Here is a 20,108-nt window from a genome sequence, read left to right on the forward strand (position 1 = left end):
GGCGGTTGTGATGGTGTGGGCGCTGGGGGATGTGGCGCGGTTGGATGCGGTGGTGGCGGAGCTGGGCCCGGTGCTGGATGCGGCGCGGGGTTGATGGTGGGTTTGGTGGGGCGGTTGTGATGGTGTGGGCGCTGGGGGATGTGGCGCGGTTGGATGCGGTGGTGGCGGAGCTGGGGCCGGTGCTGGATGCGGCGCGGGGTTGATGGGTGGGTGCGTGTTCTGGTCGACGCCGCCGGGATGGGGCGCCCTCGCGGCCCGCGTATCGGCTTGGGTGTGACGGAGGGTGCCCGCTTGGTCGCGCCGGTGATGATCAGTGCGCTCGGAGGAGCGATCGACGCGGCGCGCGCCTGAGGGCGAGTGTCCGTTCCGTTCAAGACCGCCGCCCCGCGCGGGTCCTAGCGTCCACGGCATGCGTATCGGAATCGGGCTTCCCGCCGCTGTGCCGGGGGCGGACTTCACGTCGATCGGGGACTGGGCCGCGGAGTGTGAACGCCTCGGGTTCGCCTCGCTGAGTGTGATCGACCGGCTCGTCTACGACAACCTCGATCCGCTCGTCGCGTTGGCCGCCGCGGCCGCGCGCACCACCCGGATCGAGCTGATGACCACCGTGCTCAACGCCGGCTACCGCCGCAATCCCGTGCTCCTCGCCAAGCAGATCGGCTCCCTGGAACGGCTTTCCGGCGGCCGGCTCACCGTCGGGCTCGGCATGGGCGGCTGGCCGGAGGACTACGCGGCCAGCGGAGTCCCCATGACCGGCCGCGGTGCCGCGTTCGAGGACACCCTGGCGGCCATGCGCGCGGTCTGGCGCGGCGAGACGCACGGCGCCTCCGGGCCGGTCCCGGCATTGCCGGACGGGCGTCCAGGTCTGCTGCTGGCCGGGCTCACCCCGGCCGGATTCGCCCGCGCCGCCGCGATGTCCGGCGGCTGGGTGGCGCCCTCCTTCGGCCTGCCGGTCCTCGAACAAGGCGTGGCGGCCGTCCGCGCGATCTCGCCGGGAGCGCGGATCGTCGTCGAGCGGTACTTCTGCTTCGGGCCGGGCGCCGAGCGCCGCGCGGACGACTACATCGCCCACTACTACGGCCCCGCCTACGCCGACCAGGTGCGGCCGGACGTGCTCACCGACCGCGGCCACCTGCACAAAGAGATCACCCGCCTCGCCGAGGCAGGCGCCGACGACCTCGTGCTGCTGCCCTGCACGGGCGAGCCGGAGCAGATCGGGCTCCTCGCCGCGCGGCTGCCCACTGTGGACGAACCCGGCACTGTCGGGTGAAAACCCGGCCGCGGCGTTTGCCGTGTGCCCGCACCAGGGAACCACCGCCACGAGTATCCGGAGTGGACCCACCGGGGTGCACCGGAGAGGAGGCTCACCGTGAGCGGATGGGTGAGGGTGCGCGACGAGCCGGCGGGACTGAACGGAACGTTCGTCCTCGCCCGGCCACGGCCCGGCACCGTGGGCGAGACCCAGCGCGTTGCCCACGTCTTCCCGTTGCCCGCAGAGCGGCCCGGCGTGCTGGTCGCGTACTGCGGCTTCGAGGGCCGCCGCGGCGAGCTGGACCTGCTGGACCGCCCAGTCGGCATGCCGTGCGAGCGCTGTCTGGTCGTCGCGGCCCGCCGGGCCGGCGCCGAGACGATCCCCAGCCAGCGCCGCAACTGACCGGACACCCGTCCGTCGCAAAACCGCAGCGAATATCTCCTTGACTCGATCTCGCGCCCAAACTTAAAGTACGGTCGTCCACAAAGTTTGACGACGGGGGCGACCATGACGACCGACGTGCTCACCGGATCACTGCGCGGCGCGCCGTGGCGGCGGCTCGCCGTGCTGGGCGACAGCGTCGCCGAGGGGCTGGGCGACCCGGTCGACGGCTACCCGCCGCCGCCGTGGGCCGACCGGCTCGCCGACCTGCTGCGCGAACAGCAGCCCGGCCTGGCCTACGCCAACCTCGGCGTGCGCGACCTGCGCGCCGCCCAGGTCCGGGACACCCAGCTCGCCGCGGCCCTGGACTTCCGGCCGGACCTGGCCGTGGTCGCCGCCGGTGGCAACGACATGCTGCGTCGCTCGTTCGACCCCGTCGCGGTCGAGGAAACGCTTTCCGAGATCGTCTCCGCCCTGCGCGCGGCCGGCGCCGCCGTGGTGGTCATGGGCCTGTTCGACATCTCCCGGTCCCCGGTCGCCGACGAGGACCGGCGCGACGGGCTCCGGGTGCGCCTGACTCAGCTCGCGCGGCTGACCCGCCGCGTCGCCGACCGCTACGGCGCCTGGTACATCGATCTCGGCGACCACCCGGCCTCCGCCGACGCGGGGATCTACAGCGCCGACCGGCTGCACGTCAACGCCCGCGGCCACGCGATCGTCGTCACCGAAACGGTCCGCAGGCTCGCCGCGGAGCTGTCGTGCTGACCCGGCAGCAGGTCGTCGAGGGCGTCACCGGCCAGTACGACCTGTTCGCCGGGCTCGTCGAGTCGGCCGCCGACGGCTGGGACGCGCCCACCCGGTGCACGAAGTGGCGGGTCCGGGACGTCGCCGCGCACGTGGTCGGCAACGCCGTCGACACCGCGGCGGGCACCATCGGCAGGCGCACCCCCGACGAGCAGGCCGCGGCTCTCGCGCACCACGAGCCCGCCGAGCTGGCCGCGATGCTCCGCGAAGCCAACGGGAAACTCCGGGCGGCACTGTCCACACTCGACGATCGACTGTGGGCGAAGCCGAGCGACGTGCAGGGCCGGACGGTCGGCAACGGCGTCCTGACCCTGTGGTACGACGCCTACGTGCACGGCGACGACATCCGCGCCGCGCTGGGTCGCGAGTCCGAACGGGGCAGCGGGCTGACCGCCGCTGTGCACTGGGTGGCGGAGTCCTTGCGTCAGAAGGGCTGGGGACCCGCACGCCTGGAACTGCGCGGTTTCGGCCCGGTCGACATCGGCCACGGGGGAGGCGCAGTCGAGGCGGACGCGCTGGACTTCGTGCTCACCGCCTCCGGCAGACGCGACCCGGCCGCGCTCGGCCTCGGCCGCGACGTCAACGTCTACTCACGCTGACTTCTGGGCCGCGGCGTACGCGAGCTTGTCCGGGTTGACGACCGTGTGCAGCGCGATCAGGCCGTCCTCACCCGGTTCGAGCAGCACGACCCCGAACAGCTCGCCGTGCAGGTGCATCGCGAGGCCGGGCGAGCCGTTGATCGAGCGCACCGCGAACTCGATCTGGTCCGCACGCGGGTCGCGGTGCAGACCGGCGACGTACCGGGCGACGCGGTCGCGGCCGAGGATCGGGCGGCGGGCCGCGCTGACCTTGCCGCCGCCGTCCGCCCAGGACACGACCTGGTCGGCGAACATCCGCTCCAGCGCGGCCAGGTCGCCGTCGACGGTGGCGGCGAGGAACCGCTCCACGATCTCGCGGCGCTGCTCGGTCGTCGCGGTGAAGCGTTTGCGCCCGTCGCCGACGTGCTGCCGCGCGCGGCGGTAGAGCTGGCGGACGTGGGATTCGTCGAGGTCGAGGATCTCACCGATCTCGCGGTGGCTGTGGCCGAACGCCTCCCGCAGCACGAACGCCGCGCGTTCCGGCGGGGTCAGCCGTTCCAGCAGGAAGAGCAGTCCCATCGACAGCGAGTCGCGCTGCTCGGCGGTCTCCAGCGGGCCCAGCTCGCCGTGCTCGGTGAACACCGGCTCCGGCAGCCACGGCCCGGTGTACAGCTCGCGCCGCGCCCGCGCGGAGGTGAGCCGGGTCAGGCACAGGTTCGTGACGACCTTCGTCAGCCACGCCTCCGGCACCTCGACGCCGTCGGCGGCGTCCCACCGCAGGTAGGCCTCCTGCACGACGTCCTCGGCCTCGGACGCCTCGCCGAGCAGCCGGTAGGCCAGGCCGAGCAGGCGCGGGCGGTTGGCTTCGAAACGGGCGAGGCGGTCCACGCCTCCCAGGATGCCAGTTACCGGCCCTGCTGCGGATCGAAATCGTCGTGCTCGTCACCCGAGGACGTGCCCTGCTCGCCGCGCAGCACCTCCTGCTCCTCGGGGGAGGAGTCCTCGGCGCCGGGCAGCTCGTCGCGGGCGTCGTCGTGCTTGCGTTCCATGCGCCCGGGCTACCCGGCCGCGGGCCGCCGAAACGGGTCAGGCCGGCGGTTCGGTGGTGCGGTAGATGGTGGTCAGCCACACGTCGAGCAGCACGTCGACCGCGTTCGCCTCCAGCACGGCCGGCTCGTCGCCGGCGAAGGTGGCGTACAGGACGCGCTCGTTCATCAGGTTCAGGGCGATCGCCAGCTCCCGCGCCGGCCGTCCGGGCGGGGCCGCGCCGCGCGCCCGCTCGGCCTCGATGGCCTCCGCGGTGCGGCTGACCCAGGTCCCCATCATCCCCGCCCACAGGTCCCGCACCTCGGCGTTGGTGTGGCGGGCCTCCGCGGCGGCGAGCGCGACCGAGCGGTGCGCCCGGAACGTCGTGTAGATGGCGTCCAGGCACTGCCGCCAGCGCTCCGCGGGGGTCGGGGCGGGGTGGTCGAACACCGCCGAGGACGCCCGGTCGGCCTCCTCGGTGACCCGGTCCAGCAGCGTGAGCAGCACCGCGTCCTTGGAGCGGAAGTAGAAGTAGAACGTCGGCCGGGAAATGCCCGCGCCACGCGCGAGGTCGTCGATCGAGATGTCGCTCAGCGGCCGGTCCGCCAGCAGCCGCTCGGCGGTGGCGAGGATCGCCAGCTCCCGCTCGTCACCGCTGGGCCGGGGCGCGCGGCGGCCGCGGGCCGGGCGGTTGCGGACGGCGGGATCGGTGGCCATGCGCTCACCGTATCAGGTGCTCCAACACTTTGTCGGCGTTCTCGACAGGGTGTTGACCATGTCGACATGCCGTTGGTACGTTGCGGTGGCAGACGCCTGAGGAACGGGGAAGCGATGACGCTGGAACACGTCGACGTCCTGATCGTCGGTGCCGGGTTGTCCGGGATCGGCGCCGCCAGCCACCTGCAGGCCGAGTGCCCCGGCCGCACCTACGCGATCTTCGAGTCGCGCGGCGCGATCGGCGGCACCTGGGACCTGTTCCGCTACCCGGGCGTCCGCTCCGACTCGGACATGTTCACGCTCGGCTACTCGTTCGAGCCGTGGACCGACGCGAAGGCGATCGCGGACGGCCCGTCCATCCGCGAGTACGTGCGGACCACCGCGCGCAAACGCGGCATCGACCGCAGGATCCGGTTCCACCACCGCGTGGTGCGTGCGGAGTGGTCGTCGGACCAGGCACTGTGGACGGTCGAGGCCGAGCGCACCGACACCGGCGAACGGGTGCGGATCACCTGCGACTTCCTGTTCGTCAACTCCGGGTACTACCGCTACGACCAGGGCTACGCGCCGGAGTTCCCCGGCCAGGAGGAGTTCGTCGGCACCGTCGTGCACCCGCAGCACTGGCCGGAGGACCTGGACTACACCGGCAAGCGCGTCGTCGTGATCGGCAGCGGCGCCACGGCCGTGACGCTGCTGCCCGCGATGGCAGGCGACGCGGCGCACGTGACGATGCTGCAGCGCTCGCCCAGCTACGTGCTGTCGCTGCCGGGCACCGATCCGGTCGCCGACAAGCTGCGCGGCGTGCTGCCGCCGAAGGTGGCCTATCCGATCGTGCGGTGGAAGAACGTGCTGTCCGCCATGCTGTTCTTCCAGCTCAGCCGCCGCACCCCGGCGTTCGTGCGGAAGTTCCTGCGCAAGGCGGTGTCCGCGCAGCTGCCAAGCGGGTTCGAGGTGGACCGGCACTTCAACCCCAGCTACGACCCGTGGGACCAGCGGGTGTGCTTCGTGCCGGACGGCGACCTGTTCAAGGCCGTCCGCAGCGGCAAGGCCGACATCGTCACCGACACCATCGAGAAGTTCACCCCGGAGGGCGTGCGGTTGTCCTCGGGCCGGGTGCTGGAGGCCGACGTCATCGTCACGGCCACCGGCCTGAACCTGCTGCCGTTCGGCGGGCTGGACCTGGTGGTCGACGGCGAGCCGGTGGAGATCGGCGAACGCCTGGCGTACAAGGGCATGATGCTCTCCGGCGTGCCGAACTACGCGTTCACCATCGGCTACACGAACGCGTCCTGGACGCTGAAGGCCGACCTCGTCGCCGGGTACGTGTGCCGCCTGCTCAACCACCTCGACGAGCACGGCTACACCACCTGCACCCCGGTGCCGCCGCCGTCGGTCCGCGGGACCGAGCCGCTCATCGACCTCAAGTCCGGGTACGTGCTGCGCAGCATCGACAAGCTGCCCAAGCAGGGCCCGGCCGCGCCGTGGCGGCTGTTCCAGAACTACCCGCGCGACGTGCTGCTGATGCGGCACGGGTCGCTGACGGACGACGCCATGCGGTTCACCCGCACCGCCAAGCAGGCGAAGGAGCGGGTGGCCTGATGCGTGACTACGTGTTCGACGGCGGCACGGCCGTGGTGACCGGGGCGGCCAGCGGGATCGGCGAGGCGCTGGCGCACGCGCTGGCCGCGCGGGGCTCGAACCTGGTGCTGCTGGACCGCGACGCCGACCGGCTGGCGGCGGTGGCCAAGGCCGTGGGGACGGGCGTGGACGCCTCCACCCACGTGGCCGACCTGGCCTCGGCGGAGGAGACCGCCGCGGCCGCCGAGCGGGTGCTGGCCGAGAACCCGCGGCTGACGTTGCTGATCAACAACGCCGGGGTCGCGCTGGGCGGCCGGTTCGACGAGGTGACGCTGGAGGAGTTCGGCTGGGTCGTGGACGTCAACTTCCGCGCCCCGGTCCAGCTGACGCACGCGCTGCTGCCCGCGCTCAAGGCCGCGCCCGGCTCGCACATCGCCAACGTGTCCAGCCTGTTCGGGCTGATCGCGCCGCCCGGCCAGTCGGCGTACTCGGCCAGCAAGTTCGCGATCCGCGGGTTCACCGAGGCGATCCGGCACGAGCTGGCCGGCCAGGTCGGGGTCACGTCGGTGCACCCGGGCGGCATCCGCACCCGCATCGCGGAGTCCGCGCGCGTCGGCAGCGGCGTGGCCGGCGGGATGGACACGCGGCAGTGGGAACGCGTGCTGCGGATGGACCCGGCGAAGGCCGCGGCGGTCATCGTGGACGCGATCGAGCACCGCAAGCCGCGCGTGCTGATCGGCCGGGACGCGAAGATCCTCGACCTGCTGGTGCGGCTGCTGCCCGGCGCGCACAGCCGGCTGCTGGGCAGGTTGCGGTGACCATGGACTTCGTGGACGTGCGCGGGCGGCGGGCCCGCTACCGGGCCGATGGCGACGGGCCGCCGGTCCTGCTGCTGCACGGGATCGGCCGGAGCCTGCGGGACTGGTCCGAGCAGCAGGACCTGCTCGCCGGCTCGTACCGCACCTACAGCGTCGACCTCGCCGGCTTCGGGATGTCGGAACCGTTGCCGGGCAAGCACACGCTCGCCGCGCTGGCCGGGTTCGCGGCGGACTTCCTGGACGCGGTGGGGGAGACGCGGCCGGTGCACGTGGCCGGGAACTCGCTCGGCGGCGCGGTCGCGATGCGGTTGTCGGTCGACGCGCCGGAGCGGGTGCGGAGCCTGGCGCTGGTGAACAGCGCGGGGTTCGGCCGCGAGGTGACCATCGCGCTGCGGCTGCTGGCGTTGCGGCCGCTGGGCAAGCTGCTCCTACGCCCCAGTGTGGCCGGGGCGGTGCGGACCGAGCGGGCGCTGTTCCACGACCGCAAGTTCGCGACGCGGGAGCGGGTCGAGCACGCGCTGGAGATCGCCCGGCAGCCGCACGCCGCGCGGGTGATGCTGGAGACGGCGCGCGGGCTCGGCGGTTTCCGTGGCGTGCGGGAGGACTGGCGGGCCGAGCTGATCGAGGCGGTGGCCGCGCGGGCCCTGCCGACGCTCGTCGTGTGGGGCGACCGCGACCTCATCCTGCCCGCCCTGCACCTCGACGCCGCCCGGCGCGCGTTGCCGCACGCGCAGACCCGGCTGTTCACCGACACCGGGCACATGCCGCAGACCGAGCGGGCCGCGGAGTTCCACGACCTGGTGACGCGCTTCTGGGCGGAGCAGGTCAGCCCCAGGTGAGCGGGTCGAGGTGGAGGTAGAACCGCAACCGGCCGGCGTCCGGCGCCGTGCCGTACCGCTCGGCGAACTCCGCGTCCGCGGCCCTCGCCCGTTCCTCGTCCGGCCAGGTCTCCCTGGCGTTGGCCAGCAGCAGCGCGAGGTCGGCGTGGCGGTCGGCCCGGCCGAGGCGCCCTAGATCGACGAAGCCCGTGACCTCGTGGGTCTCGGGGTCGACGACGATGTTGGGCAGGCAGAGGTCGCCGTGGCAAACCACGGTGTCGGTGGCCTCCTCGGCGCGTCGCCGCTCGACCTGCGGCACGAGACGCGCCAGCAGTTCCGGCGGCGGGGTGTTTTGCTGCTCGACGGGCAGGAATTCCGGGTTCACCGCACCACGGGCGACGACGTCCCGCGCCACGGCGACCATCGTGTCCAGGTCGCGGCTGAACGGGCAGTCGTCCGCGGGCAGGTCGTGCAGCCGCCGCACCGCGTCCGCGATGTGCGGCCAGGCGCGGCCGAGGTCGTCGGCGGACAGCCGGTCGGCAGGCACGCCCGGGACCGCGCTGGTCACCAGGCAGGCGCCGGTCTCGCCGGAGTGCCAGTCGAGCACCCGTGGTCCCGGCACGCCCTGCCCGGCGAGCCAGGCGATCCGGTCGCGTTCGTGCCGCAGGCCGGGCGCGTCCGCGGGCGGCACGTGCTTGGCGTAGCGGTCGCCGTCGGCGCTGCGGAACACCGCGGCGCCCGACTCGCCACCGGTGACCGGACGCCAGCCGGGATGATCGTGCATGGCGTCAGGCTATCGATTCAGGACCAGGGCGTGACCGGCCGCGGCACTCGCTCCCCGTCCAGCGTCCACGTGCTCGTCGGAGAAGGCCACGTGCCCGGTGGTCTGGTGGCGTTCGGGGCGGGGACCGGGCGCGTGTGCGGTGGGTGCTTGGCGCGCAACGGTTGCCGTCGACGCCATGCGCCCGGGTTGCCGCCGACTGGGCGTCACCCGGCTGATCGGGCTGTCGGTTCAGGACCAGGGCGTGACCGGCCGCGGCACTCGCTCCCCGTCCAGCGTCACGTCCACGTGCTCGTCGGAGAAGGCCAGGTACCGGGCGATCTTGGTGGCGTTCGGGGCGGGGACCGGGCGCGTGTGCGGTGGGTGCTTGGCGCGCAACGGGTGCCGCCGACGCCATGCGCCCGGGTTGCCGCCGACTGGGCGTCACCTGGGTGATCGGGCTGTCGGTTCAGGACCAGGGTGTGACCGGCCGCGGCACCCGCTCCCCGTCCAGCATCACGTCCACGTGCTCGTCGAAGAAGGCCACGTGCCCGGCGAGCTGCGCGGCGTCCGGGAGCGGCTTCTCGTACGCCCACGCGAGGTCCGGGTGCGTCCGGCCGCCGACCTCGGCCGACCAGTACCGCGCCCGCCCCTTGTAGGCGCACGTGGTCTCCCTGGCCGACTCGCGCAGCCTGCCGAAGTCCACATCGGACGGTGGCAGGTACAGCCGCGGCGGCAGGGACGTCTCGAACACCAGCAGCGGCGCCTTCGTGTCCGCCAGCGCCACCCCGTCGACCTCCACCCGCACGTGCCGCGAGCTGCGCCGCACGTCGACGCGGTGGAACGGGTCGCGCGGGTGGGACACGATCGGCTCGTCCTCTTCGAGCCACTCGTCGAACGCGTCGAAGTCGGTGATCACGTACTCCGCCAGATCCGGGTCGTCCGGCCGGAACCCGGCGCCCTCCAGGACCACCCCGTCCAGGCTCAGCGTGAGCGGCGCGCCCGCGGTGGTGTGCGCGGCGAACCCGGTGCTCGGGTCCAGCACACCGGTGTTGGGCCCGAGCGACACCGGGTGCCACTCGACGTCGGACGGCGGGGCGGGCGTGAGCGAGGCGTGGACGTCGGCCGCCGGGAAGGCGTACTGCGGCACCACCCGCCGCGGCTCCCACACCAGGGCCGCCCGGCGGGAATCGGCGAACACCTTCCCTCCGGCCACCGCCCGCACCCGCTTGCGCGTCGGCTCGAACCGCAGTTCGGGCAGCTCACGCGCCTGACGAAGGCTCAGCTGCAGCGCCATCGCCCCACTGTCCGCCCCGCCGCCCCGCGCGTCAACGCCGCAGCGCCTTGCGCGCCAGCCAGTTGCCGAGGAACTGCGCGCCCTGCACCAGCACGATGATCGTCACCACCGCCAGCCACGTCACCACCCAGTCGAACCGGTGGTAGCCGTAGGTGATGGCGAAGTCACCGAGCCCGCCGCCGCCGACCGCGCCCGCCACCGCCGTCATGTCGACGATCGCGACGAACACGAACGTGTAGCCCAGCACCAGCGGCCCGAGCGCCTCCGGCACCAGCAGCGTGAGGATGATCCGCAGCGGGCTCGCGCCCATCGCCCGCGCCGCCTCGATCACGCCGGGGTCGATGGTGACCAGGTTCTGCTCGACGATCCGGGATATCCCGAACGTCGCCGCGAACACCAGCGCGAACGTCGCCGCCGCGGTGCCCAGTTGGGTGCCGACGACGAAGATCGTCACCGGCCCGATGGCGGTGATGAAGATGATGAACGGGATCGGCCGGATGATGTTCACCAGCACGTTGAGCACGGTGAACACGAACCGGTTAGCCAGCAGCCCGCCCGCGCGCGTCGTGTAGAGCAGGATGCCCAGCACCAGCCCGAGCGCGCCGCCGACGACCAGCGTCACCACGGCCATGCCCAGCGTCTGCGCGATGGCCTCCCAGAACACCGGGCCCAGGGTCTCCCAGTCCAGGCTCATGCCGCGATCTCCTCGATCTCGGTGGTGGCGCGCAGGTCCGCGATCAGGGCGTCCACGTCGGCGTCGGCGCCGATCAGTTCGAGCGTCAGACCGCCGAACGACCGGCCGGACAACGCGGTGATGCCGCCGTAGACGATCTCGAACCGCACGTTGTGCTTGCCGACCGCGTCGGACAGCACCGCGCCCAGCCTGCCGTCGTCGTGCACCTTCGCCGACACCAGCCGCCCGCCGTGCCGCGCCCGGATGCGGTCCAGGTCCGCGCCGTCCGGGGTGTCCCGCACGACCGACCCGACGAACCGCTGCGCCGTGCGCGTCTTCGGCGACGAGAACACCTCGAACACGCTGCCCTGCTCGATCACCCGGCCGGAGTCCAGCACCGCGACCCGGTCGGCGATCTCACGCACCACCTCCATCTCGTGGGTGATCACCACGATCGTCACGCCCAGCTCGGTGTTGACCCGCTTGAGCAGCCGCAGCACCTCGCCGGTGGTCTCCGGGTCGAGCGCGCTGGTGGACTCGTCGGCGAGCAGGATCTTCGGGTTCGTCGCCAGCGCGCGGGCGATCCCGACGCGTTGCTTCTGCCCGCCGGAGAGCTGGTCCGGGTAGTGCCACGCCTTGTCGGTGATGCCGACGAACTTCAGCAGCTCGGCCACCCGCGCCTTCCGGCGCGCCTTGTCCCACCCGGCGATCTTCAACGGGTAGGCCACGTTGCCGAACACCGTGCGCGAGCGGAACAGGTTGAACTGCTGGAAGATCATGCCGATTCCGGCCCGCACTTCACGCAGCTCCCGCTCGCGCAGCGTGGTGAGGTCCACGCCGTCGACGAGGACCCGGCCGGAGGTGACCGGTTCCAGCGCGTTGATCAGCCGGACCAGCGTGCTCTTGCCCGCGCCGGAGTAGCCGATGATGCCGAAGACCTCGCCGGCGGCGATGGTCAGGTCGACGTCTTCCAGGGCCGTGACGTCACCGAACCGCTTGGTGACGCCCTGGAACTCGATGAGCGCGTTCACTTCTTCGCGGCCCGCACGGTCTGCTCGAGGCGGTCCAGGATCGCCTGCAGGTCGGTGTTCGGGCGCTCGACCAGCACGGCGGTGTTCTTCGACTCGGCCTTCACCTCGCCGGCCACGCGCGGATCGCGGTAGAGCTGGGCGAGCTTGAGGTAGGTCGGGTTGTCCTTGTCCTGCGCGCGGGTGACGAAGGTGTTGATGTAGGGCTCGGCGGAGGGGTTCGCCGGGTCGTCGTTGAACAGCGCCTTCGACGGGTCGAGGTTCGCGTCCAGGGCGAAGTTGTTGTTGACGATCGCGCCGTCGACCGAGGGGAGCGCGGCCACGGTCTGCGAGGCGTCCACCGGGGTCACGGTCACCTTGGAGGCGGCCTGGTCGATCTCGGCCGGCGTGGACAGCACGTTCCCGCCGCCACGCAGCGAGATCAGGCCGGCCGACTGCAGCACGAGCAGGGCGCGCGCCTGGTTGGTCGGGTCGTTCGGGATCGCGATCCGGCCGCCTGCCGGGATGTCGGCGAGGGTGGCGTGCTTGCGCGAGTAGAGGCTCAGCGGCACCACGTAGGTCGAGCCGATCGGGGTGAGGTCCTGGTTCGCGCTGACGTTGTAGTTGGCGAGGAACAGCAGGTGCTGGAACAGGTTCACGTCCAGCTGGCCCTGCGCGAGCGCCGGGTTGGCCTGGGTGTAGTCGGAGAAGTTGACCAGTTCCAGGTCGATGCCGTTGTCGGCGGCGATCTGCCGGAAGGTCTTCCAGTAGTCGGCGCCGGCGTCGGTCACGCCGATCTTCACGGTGGTGTGACCGGCGGTGGTGCCGGAGTCCGATGTCGTGTTGACGACGATCAGGACCACGGCGACGAGGACGACGACCACGGCGAGGATGACGCCGATCAGCGGGCCACGCTTCCGGCGCGGCTTTTCGGGGAGGATGGCGTCGTCTGGGGTGTTTTCGGACATGGCGCCATCCTGCCGACGATCACCGGGTTGGGGGACTGCTGTCCCGCCTGGTGATCGGCGGCAGGATGGATTTGCCTTCGATCGTCCGGTTGTGCTAGTGGATCACCCGCGGTAGCGGCCCTGGGTCTGGACGTTCAGCTCGTCCATCCGGACCGACTTCGCGCTCGCCGTGCGCGGGTCGTGCAGCGCGAACACGTCCAGCCCCTTCTGGATGTCGGAGGAGTAGATGTGGCCGTTGTAGTAGTAGGCCGACCACGACCCGCCGACGATCAGCTGCTCGGTGGACAGCGGCCCGCGCTCCCAGTGCGCCAGCTCCTTCGGGTGCGCGGAGTCGGTGAAGTCCCACACCGAGATCCCGCCCTGGTACCAGGCCTGCACCATGATGTCGCGGCCCTTGACCGGGATCAGCGAGCCGTTGTGCGCCACGCAGTTCTCGGTCGCGGCCTGCTCGCGCGGGATCTTGAAGTAGCTCGCGAAGCGCAGGCTGCGGTCGTCGCCGCGGCCGGTGATGTCGTAGATCGCGTCCGCGCCGCGGACCGCACCGATCCCCGCCGAGCACGCCGGCTGGCCGCCGCCGCCCAGCTCGTCGGTGAAGACGACCTTGGTGCCGTCGTTGTTGAACGTCGCCGAGTGCCAGAACGCGAAGTTGGTGTCGTCCTGGACCTGCTCGATGATCCGCGGGTGCTCCCGGTCGGAGATGTCGAACAGCACGCCGTCACCCATGCACGCGCCCGCCGCCAGGTCCTTGTCCGGGTAGGCGGTGATGTCGTGGCAGCCGGAGGTGGCGGTGACGTAGTGGTTCGGGAAGGTGCCGGGGATGCCGGGGTTGCCGCCCTCCGGGCCGAAGACCACCGGCTCGTTGACGACGGCCGCGGCGGCCGGGTTGCGCACCGGGACCTTGACCACGGAGATCAGGTCGTGCGGCGGCTGGCAGTCCGGGAATTCCGGGCGCGGGCTGTAGGAGGAGACGTAGAGGTAGACGTCCTTGCCGTTCTTGCCCGGCACCAGCGTGTGGGTGTGCGAACCGCACTTCGTCTCGACCGCGGCCACGTACTTCGGGTTGGCCAGATCGCTGATGTCGAAGATCTTGATGCCCTCCCACGAGTTCTGGTTCGTGGCGGGCTGGCCCGTGCTGGCGCAGGAGTTGTCGCTGCGTGAGGAGTCGGTGGACAGGAACAGCAGGTCGCCGGACACCGACACGTCGTTCTGCGAGCCGGGGCAGAGGACCTGGCTGACGATCTTCGGCTTGCTGGGCTTTTTGATGTCGTAGATCGTGAAGCCGTTGTAGTTGCCGACGATCGCGTGGTCGTCGGTGAACGCGATGTCCGTTCCGAAGGCGTCCACGTTGTCGAACGGGGCCTGCTTCGGGATGTTCGCCAGGTGCTGGATGTTGCGGGACTGGCTGACCTCGTCGACCCCCGGAATGCCGGGAGCGGCCGACGCCGGTGCGGCGCCGAGTGTGGTCAGCGACAGGGCGATCGCGCCGGCGAGCGCGAAGAGCCGGCGTCTGCGTTGCGTCCCCGGAGCCACGTGGCCAACCCCTTTCGTTCGGAAGAAATACGAAGTATGCCCGGATCCTCGGTGGCGAGGACAGCGCCGAAAGTAGGCTTTTCCTGCGGTACGGTCGCGGGAACGGACGAGTGCGAGGAGGCCTGGGTGCGGGGGTTCGTCGTGGGAACGCTGCTGGCCGCGGCGGTGCTGGCGTCGGCGTGCGCAGCCGAGCCGGAGGCGCCGCCGGTCGTGGTGCCCGGTGCGCCAGGGGAGCCGGCCCGCACGCTGCCCGCGGACGAGGCGGGCTCGGCGGTGCCGGCGAACCGGCACAACGACGCCGACGTGTCGTACGCGCAGCGGATGATCATGCACCACCAGCAGGCGATCCGGATGGGCGAGCTGGCGCCGGCGCGGGCCGCGCGGGAGGACGTGAAGGGCCTGGCGGCCCGCATCACCGCGACGCAGGCGCCGGAGATCACGTCGATGACGGCGTGGCTGCGGCAGCGGGGGCTCGAGGTGCCGGGGGAGCACGCCGGCCACCACGGCTCGCACGGGCCCATGCCGGGGATGGCGACCGAGGAGCAGCTGGCCGCGCTGGCGGCCGCGTCGGGTCCCGAGTTCGACCGGATGTTCCTGCAGCTGATGACAGCGCACCATGAGGGCGCGATCACCATGGCGACGGAGGTGCTGAGCGCCGGGTCGGACGTCTTCGTGGAGGAAATGGCCACCGACGTGATCGCCTCCCAGAGCGACGAGGTGACGCGGATGCGCTCGATGGCGGGCTGAATCCGGCCCCGGCGAGGGCTGCCTCGACTGCCCTCGGCCCAGGGCGGTTCGGCCGGGGCCGGGCGCGCTGAGCGGTGCACTGGCCACCCGCGCCCGCTACCGGCTGGCCCTGCCGCGCTCGCCGCCTCCGGCGGCGTGCCCGCCGCTCCCTGCGCTGCTACCCGCCGCTCCCTGCGGTGCCACTCGCCGCTCCCTGCGGTGCCACCCGCCGCTCCCTGCGCTGCTACCCGCCGCTCCCTGCGGTGCGCCCGCCGCTCCCTGCGGTGCCACCCGCCGCTCTCGCCACCGGCCAGCTTGCCGCGCCTGCCGCTTCCGGCGGCCCTACTACGCGCTCACCGCCGCTCCCGGCGGCGCGGTCCGCCGCCGTGCGCACCGCCCTGCCGCGTCTGCGGCCTGCCTTGCTGGGTCTGCAGCGCTTGCCGCGCTCGCGGCCCCCTGCGGCGCCACTCGCCGCTCGCCACTGGCCAGCTTGCCGCGTCCGCCGCTGCGGGCCGCCGCTCTCGGCAGCAGCCAGCTCGCCGCGCTCACCGTCGCTCCCGGCGGCGCGGTCCGCCGCCGTGCGCACCGCCCTGCCGCCGCCACCCGCTACCCCGTCCCCATCGCCCCGCCGCCGTGCGCGCCGCCCCGCCGCCGCAGCCCGCTACCCGTCCGCATCACCCCGCCGCCGTGCGCACCACCCCGGGGAGCATTCCCTCACTCCCACCCACGCAGGGGCCGGGCACGTCACCCGCCGGTTGCACTTCGAGGGTGATTCCTCCTCTCCGTGGTGCGGCGCGCGCCACCGAGGAGGATGGTGGAACCCATGGCGGAGCCGAACGTGACGGGATGGGCCGCGGCCGGCGGCGTCCTCATCCTGGCGATCATCGCGTCCGCCGCCCTCGGTGACGCGTGGTACTTCCTCGCCGGCGTGATGGCGGGCCTCGGCCTGCTGGCCGGCATGCGGTCGAGCACGCCCTCGAACTGAGGCGGCCTCACCCGAGCGTCGCCCGGAGGCGGTTGAGCGCTCGGTGCTGCACCACGCGCACCTGGTTCACCGACAAGCCCAGCGCCGCCGCGGTCTCCTCCGCCGTCAGACCCGCCGCCACGCGCAGCAGCACGATCTCCCGCTCCACGCCGGGCAGCGCCAGCACCGGTGAATCGGCCTCGGGGGAGCGTGCTCCGGCCACCGTCTGCGCCGTCAGTTCGTACACGAGCGCCGGGAAGGAGCCCGTCCAGCGGGGCAGCGCGTGCAGGATCGCGAGGCACGCCTCCTGCGCCACCTCGTCCGCGCCCCGGCTCAGCCGCGCCCGGCAGTACCGCACCACGACCGGCGTCACCGCGGCGACCAGTTCCCCGATCGCCCCCGTCTCGCCACCGGCGGCGGCCGCCACCAGGTCCGCGCCGGGAAGCCGCGCGCTCATCACGTCCTGCGCCGCCATCGCGCTCCCCCTCCTCGACAACTCCCACGCGCGAACCGCCCGCCTGGTTGCCTCCGCCGCTAAGGTGATCATCATGCGGCTCGCAGTGGCGGTCATCGCGGCGGTTCTGGCCCTCGGCGCGGCTCCGGCTGCCGCGGCGCCCCGGCCGCTCACCGTCGCCAGCTACAACATCCACGCGGGCGCCGGGCAGGACGGCGTCTTCGACCTCGCCCGCACCGTCGCCGCGATCCGCGACCTGCACGCGGACGTCGTGGGGCTGCAGGAGGTCGACGTCCACTGGGACGCGCGCAGCGAGTACCGCGACGAGGCCACCGAACTCGCACGTGCCCTGAAGATGCACGTGTTCTTCGCGCCGATCTACGACCTCGACCCGCCCGCCCCCGGTGCGCCGCGCCGCCAGTACGGCGTCGCCGTGCTGAGCCGCTTCCCGATCGTCGCCGCGCGGAACCTCGAGATCACCCGGTTGTCGACGCTCACCCCGGACGCCACCCCAGCCCCCGCGCCGGGTTTCGCGGAGGTCACCGTCGCCGCGCACGGCGGGCCGGTCCGCGTCTACGCCACCCACCTGGACTACCGCGCCGATCCGTCGGTGCGGCAGGCGCAGGTCGCCGACATGCTCGCCGTCCTCGACCGGCTGCCCGGCCCGGAAATCCTCACCGGCGACTTCAACGCCGAACCCGCCGCACCCGAACTCGCTCCACTGTGGACCGACTTGGCTGACGCCGACCCGCGCGCGGGGACCTACCCGGCCGCGGAACCGGTGAAGCGCATCGACTTCGTGACCGCGTCCCCGCACTTCGGGATCCGTTCCGCGCGGGCGGTCGCGACGACGGCGTCCGACCACCGGCCGGTGGTCGCCGAGCTGGACCGGATGCGGCCGGTCTCGTCGTAGCGCGCAGCGGTCACGGGGAGTTCACCCGCGGGCAACCCGAGTGCTGCCCGCGTCTCATCCGCGGAAGCGACGGTGCCTGGGTGTCCCCGGAAAGCTAGGAGTTCCCGATGGCCGAGTTCATCGCCGCCGTGATCACCAAGATCGGCGCCACCCTGCTCGAGTCCCTCATCGCGCGGATCGCGCAGGCGCTGTTCACGGACTCGTTCGCGCCCGCCAACGCCTGATCACGCGTGCAGGAGGTGCGGCAGGACCGCGGGGTCGTCCAGCGCTGTCACGTAGAGCGCCGACCGGCCGGAAACCGGCCAGCGCAATGGTGTGCGGCTGGGCCACGCACTGTCCGTCGCGACGACCACCGCCAGTCCGGCTGCCTGCGCCGCCAGCCATGGCCTCCGATCACGGGCCGGTGGTGGCCGAGCTGGAACGGGTCCGTTCGCGCCCGCCAACGCCTGATCACGCGTGCAGGAGGTGCGGCAGGACGGCGGGGTCGTCCAGCGCTGTCACGTAGAGCGCCGACCGGCCCGAAAGCGGCCAGCGCAACGGTGTGCGGCCGGGCCAGGCGCTGTTCGTCACCACGACCACCGACAGTCCGGCCGCCTGCGCTGCCGTCGCGCCTGCTGCTGAGTCCTCCAGCGCCACCGAGCTCCGCGGGTCGGCCCCGAGTCTTCGGCAGGCGGCCCGGTAGACGTCCGGCGCCGGTTTGGGCGCCGCCACCTCGTCGGCGCTGACGACCGCCCGGAACGCCGGCCGCAGACCGGCCCCGCTCAGCACCTCCGTCAGCACCCCGGCCGGCGCGTTCGACGCCACCGCCAGCGGAACCCGCCCGGCCAGCGTGGAAACGAGTTCCAGCGCCCCCGGCAGCGCGGCGGGCGGCCGGAGTTCCACCGCTGTCCGCAGCGCCTCGTCCAGCATCTTCGCGACCCGGCCGGTCTCCCCGGACTGGCCGGCCCACAGGGCGATCCGCGCGGCCGCCGCCCCCACCGACGCCCCGGCCAGCGTGGCGAACTGCCGGTCGCTCAGCTCCAGCTCCAGGGCCTGCGCCCCGGTCCGGAACGCGGTGTACCAGGCCGCCGCCGTGTCCAGCAGCAGGCCGTCGCAGTCGAAGACCACGGCACGGCGGATCGCGGACATGGGCACCTGACCCTTCCCCGTGGTCGGAACATCTTTCCGAAGTGTAGGGCGAAACCGAACTGTTTTCCAGAGTTCATCCGGAAGAGGTCCCATCCGGAGGTTTGAGCGCCTATCCTTCACCTGTTGAATCCCTGCTTCCGCACAATGAAACGGACAGCGATCATGACGGAAACCTCCGCAGCCCCACCCGACGAGCGCACCGTCCGCCGTGCCGTGGCCGGCGCGGCCATGGGCAACGCCGTGGAATGGTTCGACTACGGCATCTACGCCTACCTCGCGACGAGCATCGGCCTGAACTTCTTCCCGGACGCCGACGAGACCGCCCGGTTGCTGCTGGTCTTCGCCGGGATCGCGATCCCGTTCGTGCTGCGGCCGTTCGGCGGCATCATCCTGGGCCCGCTGGGCGACCGGTTCGGCCGTCGTCGCGTGCTGTCGTTCACGATCATCATGATGTCGGCCGCGACGTTCGTGATCGGGCTGATCCCGAACTACCAGACGATCGGGGTGGCGGCGCCGATCCTGTTGCTGCTGGCCAGGCTGGCGCAGGGGTTCTCGACCGGCGGCGAATACGGTGGGGCGGCGACGTTCATCGCCGAGTACGCGCCGGACAAGCGGCGCGGGTTCTACGGTTCGTTCCTGGAGTTCGGCACGCTGATCGGCAACGTCGCGGGCGCGCTGCTCGCCACGGCCGTCCAGTTGGGACTGTCCGAAGCGGCGCTGAACAGCTGGGGCTGGCGCATCCCGTTCCTCGTGGCGGGTCCGCTCGGGCTGGTCGGCTGGTACCTGCGCACGAAGCTGGCCGACACGCCCGCGTTCGAGAAGGCGGAACGGGCCGGCGCCACGTCGCGGGTGCCGTTGAAGGAGACGTTCACCAAGATGTGGCCGCAGCTGCTCAACCTGATCGGGTTCGTGATCCTGCTCAACGTGGCGATGTACACGCTGATCGCCTACATGCCGACGTATTTGACGGAGGTGCTCGAACTCGGCGACACGGCGTCGCTGCTGATCCCGCTCGGGCTCATGATCGGGATGCTGTTCGTCATCAACGCGGTGGGAGCGTTGTCGGACCGGGTGGGCCGCAAGCCGCTGTTGCTGACGGCCGCGATCGGTTTCCTGGTGGTGAGCTGGCCGGCGATCGCCCTGCTGGAGACCCGTTCGGTGCTCGGTGCGGTGGCGGGCATGGCGATGCTTTCGGTGCTGCTGGTGCTGATGCTCGGCACGATCGGCTCGGCGCTGCCCGCGATGTTCCCCACCCGCAACCGGTACAGCGGCTTCGCCATCGGTTATTCGACGTCCACCGCGGCGTTCGGCAGCACGGCGCCGCTGGTGATCACCGCACTGATCGACGGCACCGGCAACACGGCGATCCCGGCGTTCTACCTGATGGCCGCCGCCGCGATCGCCATCGTGCCCATCATGCTGATGCCGGAGACCGCCGGAGTACCCATCAACCACCCGACGCGCATCCCCGGCAGGACGCCGGTCGCCAACGCAGAGGAAGAGGCACTAGCCCCCTCCTGACCAAAAAGCAGGACCGGGCCGACGCGAAAGCGAGGCCCGCCCCTGTCTTCTGTCTCCAGCAACCGCCACCCGGCAACGCAAAGCAGCCGACTACCCCAACCAGACCTCCCCCGCCCCCGATCCACAGCTGATTTTTAGTCGCCGACCAGCCGTGTCAAGGCACGCTTTCCCGCCTTGACACGGCTGCTCGGCGAC

The 20,108-nt window shown here is 72.1% G+C and carries 24 protein-coding genes; 11 read left to right on the forward strand and 13 right to left on the reverse strand.

Annotated features, from left to right (window positions below; all coding sequences use genetic code 11):
* Nucleotides 1-409: 409 nt before the first annotated feature.
* The 4 genes from ABZ215_RS34760 (at nt 410) to ABZ215_RS34775 (ending at nt 3,036) form a co-directional block, all read left to right on the forward strand.
* Entirely contained in the window at nt 410-1,270 is an 861-nt protein-coding gene (locus ABZ215_RS34760) for an LLM class flavin-dependent oxidoreductase (RefSeq protein WP_354954570.1), read from the forward strand.
* Between the two features lie 99 nt (nt 1,271-1,369).
* Nucleotides 1,370-1,654 carry a hypothetical protein gene (locus ABZ215_RS34765; RefSeq protein WP_354954572.1) on the forward strand — a complete coding sequence of 95 codons (285 nt, stop codon included), beginning with the start codon at nt 1,370-1,372 and terminating at the stop codon, nt 1,652-1,654.
* Between the two features lie 105 nt (nt 1,655-1,759).
* Complete coding sequence (locus ABZ215_RS34770; protein WP_354954574.1) at nt 1,760-2,398, forward strand: SGNH/GDSL hydrolase family protein; 639 nt, start codon at nt 1,760-1,762, stop codon at nt 2,396-2,398.
* Complete coding sequence (locus ABZ215_RS34775) at nt 2,392-3,036, forward strand: maleylpyruvate isomerase family mycothiol-dependent enzyme (protein ID WP_354954576.1); 645 nt, start codon at nt 2,392-2,394, stop codon at nt 3,034-3,036. Before ABZ215_RS34770 ends, ABZ215_RS34775 begins: the two co-directional genes overlap by 7 nt.
* Here ABZ215_RS34775 and sigJ read toward each other — a convergent pair.
* From sigJ to ABZ215_RS34790, 3 genes are read right to left on the reverse strand one after another with little or no spacing between them, the layout of a single operon-like run.
* Entirely contained in the window at nt 3,028-3,903 is an 876-nt protein-coding gene (gene sigJ, locus ABZ215_RS34780) for an RNA polymerase sigma factor SigJ (RefSeq protein WP_020416802.1), read from the reverse strand. The genes ABZ215_RS34775 and sigJ overlap by 9 nt on opposite strands.
* Nucleotides 3,904-3,920: 17 nt before the next feature.
* Nucleotides 3,921-4,064, reverse strand: coding sequence for a hypothetical protein (locus ABZ215_RS34785; protein WP_020416803.1), 144 nt, complete (start codon nt 4,062-4,064; stop codon nt 3,921-3,923).
* A gap of 37 nt (nt 4,065-4,101) precedes the next feature.
* A complete protein-coding gene (locus tag ABZ215_RS34790) occupies nt 4,102-4,758 on the reverse strand; it encodes a TetR/AcrR family transcriptional regulator (protein ID WP_020416804.1) in 657 nt (218 codons plus the stop codon).
* A gap of 114 nt (nt 4,759-4,872) precedes the next feature.
* On the opposite strand from ABZ215_RS34790, the gene ABZ215_RS34795 reads away from it, so the two are divergent.
* Genes ABZ215_RS34795 through ABZ215_RS34805 form a run of 3 tightly spaced genes read left to right on the forward strand, consistent with a single transcriptional unit; the run spans nt 4,873 to nt 7,993 of the window.
* Complete coding sequence (locus ABZ215_RS34795; protein ID WP_354954578.1) at nt 4,873-6,357, forward strand: NAD(P)/FAD-dependent oxidoreductase; 1,485 nt, start codon at nt 4,873-4,875, stop codon at nt 6,355-6,357.
* Nucleotides 6,357-7,154 carry an SDR family NAD(P)-dependent oxidoreductase gene (locus ABZ215_RS34800; RefSeq protein ID WP_354954580.1) on the forward strand — a complete coding sequence of 266 codons (798 nt, stop codon included), beginning with the start codon at nt 6,357-6,359 and terminating at the stop codon, nt 7,152-7,154. The genes ABZ215_RS34795 and ABZ215_RS34800 overlap by 1 nt, the downstream gene beginning before the upstream one ends.
* Nucleotides 7,155-7,156: 2 nt before the next feature.
* Nucleotides 7,157-7,993, forward strand: a complete 837-nt coding sequence (locus tag ABZ215_RS34805) for an alpha/beta fold hydrolase (protein WP_354954599.1) — start codon at nt 7,157-7,159, stop codon at nt 7,991-7,993.
* Here the strand turns inward: ABZ215_RS34805 and ABZ215_RS34810 are convergent.
* The 7 genes from ABZ215_RS34810 to ABZ215_RS34840 form a co-directional block, all read right to left on the reverse strand.
* The gene (locus ABZ215_RS34810; protein WP_354954582.1) at nt 7,980-8,756 is read right to left on the reverse strand and encodes an APH(3'') family aminoglycoside O-phosphotransferase; all 777 of its coding nucleotides are present in this window, start codon (nt 8,754-8,756) and stop codon (nt 7,980-7,982) included. The two genes, ABZ215_RS34805 and ABZ215_RS34810, sit on opposite strands and share 14 nt — an antisense overlap.
* 228 nt (nt 8,757-8,984) lie before the next feature.
* Nucleotides 8,985-9,131: a hypothetical protein gene (locus tag ABZ215_RS34815; protein WP_354954584.1), complete on the reverse strand. Its 147-nt coding sequence runs from the start codon at nt 9,129-9,131 to the stop codon at nt 8,985-8,987.
* A 70-nt stretch (nt 9,132-9,201) separates the two neighbouring features.
* The gene (locus ABZ215_RS34820) at nt 9,202-10,029 is read right to left on the reverse strand and encodes a DUF427 domain-containing protein (protein ID WP_354954586.1); all 828 of its coding nucleotides are present in this window, start codon (nt 10,027-10,029) and stop codon (nt 9,202-9,204) included.
* A 31-nt stretch (nt 10,030-10,060) separates the two neighbouring features.
* Nucleotides 10,061-10,723 (reverse strand): methionine ABC transporter permease, encoded by a 663-nt coding sequence (locus ABZ215_RS34825; RefSeq protein ID WP_020423486.1) that lies wholly within the window; start codon nt 10,721-10,723, stop codon nt 10,061-10,063.
* Entirely contained in the window at nt 10,720-11,733 is a 1,014-nt protein-coding gene (locus ABZ215_RS34830) for a methionine ABC transporter ATP-binding protein (protein WP_020423487.1), read from the reverse strand. Before ABZ215_RS34830 ends, ABZ215_RS34825 begins: the two co-directional genes overlap by 4 nt.
* Nucleotides 11,730-12,677: a MetQ/NlpA family ABC transporter substrate-binding protein gene (locus tag ABZ215_RS34835; RefSeq protein ID WP_237336787.1), complete on the reverse strand. Its 948-nt coding sequence runs from the start codon at nt 12,675-12,677 to the stop codon at nt 11,730-11,732. Before ABZ215_RS34835 ends, ABZ215_RS34830 begins: the two co-directional genes overlap by 4 nt.
* A gap of 102 nt (nt 12,678-12,779) precedes the next feature.
* Complete coding sequence (locus ABZ215_RS34840) at nt 12,780-14,207, reverse strand: hypothetical protein (protein WP_237336786.1); 1,428 nt, start codon at nt 14,205-14,207, stop codon at nt 12,780-12,782.
* A 126-nt stretch (nt 14,208-14,333) separates the two neighbouring features.
* Here ABZ215_RS34840 and ABZ215_RS34845 point away from each other — a divergent pair, with 126 nt between their 5' ends.
* Nucleotides 14,334-14,954, forward strand: a complete 621-nt coding sequence (locus ABZ215_RS34845; protein WP_020423490.1) for a DUF305 domain-containing protein — start codon at nt 14,334-14,336, stop codon at nt 14,952-14,954.
* An 802-nt stretch (nt 14,955-15,756) separates the two neighbouring features.
* A complete protein-coding gene (locus tag ABZ215_RS34850) occupies nt 15,757-15,918 on the forward strand; it encodes a hypothetical protein (RefSeq protein WP_020418839.1) in 162 nt (53 codons plus the stop codon).
* Between the two features lie 7 nt (nt 15,919-15,925).
* Here the strand turns inward: ABZ215_RS34850 and ABZ215_RS34855 are convergent, their stop codons facing one another.
* The gene (locus ABZ215_RS34855; RefSeq protein WP_354954589.1) at nt 15,926-16,372 is read right to left on the reverse strand and encodes a sigma factor-like helix-turn-helix DNA-binding protein; all 447 of its coding nucleotides are present in this window, start codon (nt 16,370-16,372) and stop codon (nt 15,926-15,928) included.
* 64 nt (nt 16,373-16,436) lie between these two features.
* On the opposite strand from ABZ215_RS34855, the gene ABZ215_RS34860 reads away from it, so the two are divergent.
* On the forward strand, nt 16,437-17,264 hold the full coding sequence (locus tag ABZ215_RS34860) for an endonuclease/exonuclease/phosphatase family protein (RefSeq protein ID WP_354954591.1): 828 nt from the start codon (nt 16,437-16,439) through the stop codon (nt 17,262-17,264).
* Between the two features lie 224 nt (nt 17,265-17,488).
* Here ABZ215_RS34860 and ABZ215_RS34865 read toward each other — a convergent pair whose 3' ends face one another.
* Together ABZ215_RS34865 and ABZ215_RS34870 are read right to left on the reverse strand one after the other, a co-directional pair.
* The gene (locus ABZ215_RS34865) at nt 17,489-17,617 is read right to left on the reverse strand and encodes a hypothetical protein (protein WP_354954593.1); all 129 of its coding nucleotides are present in this window, start codon (nt 17,615-17,617) and stop codon (nt 17,489-17,491) included.
* A gap of 97 nt (nt 17,618-17,714) precedes the next feature.
* Complete coding sequence (locus ABZ215_RS34870) at nt 17,715-18,392, reverse strand: HAD family phosphatase (protein WP_354954595.1); 678 nt, start codon at nt 18,390-18,392, stop codon at nt 17,715-17,717.
* A 162-nt stretch (nt 18,393-18,554) separates the two neighbouring features.
* Here ABZ215_RS34870 and ABZ215_RS34875 point away from each other — a divergent pair, with 162 nt between their 5' ends.
* A complete protein-coding gene (locus ABZ215_RS34875; RefSeq protein WP_354954597.1) occupies nt 18,555-19,913 on the forward strand; it encodes an MFS transporter in 1,359 nt (452 codons plus the stop codon).
* The last annotated feature ends 195 nt before the right edge of the window (nt 19,914-20,108 follow it).

The sequence above is a fragment of the Amycolatopsis sp. NPDC006131 genome, from assembly GCF_040614175.1.
Lineage (GTDB): Bacteria > Actinomycetota > Actinomycetes > Mycobacteriales > Pseudonocardiaceae > Amycolatopsis_E > Amycolatopsis_E tucumanensis.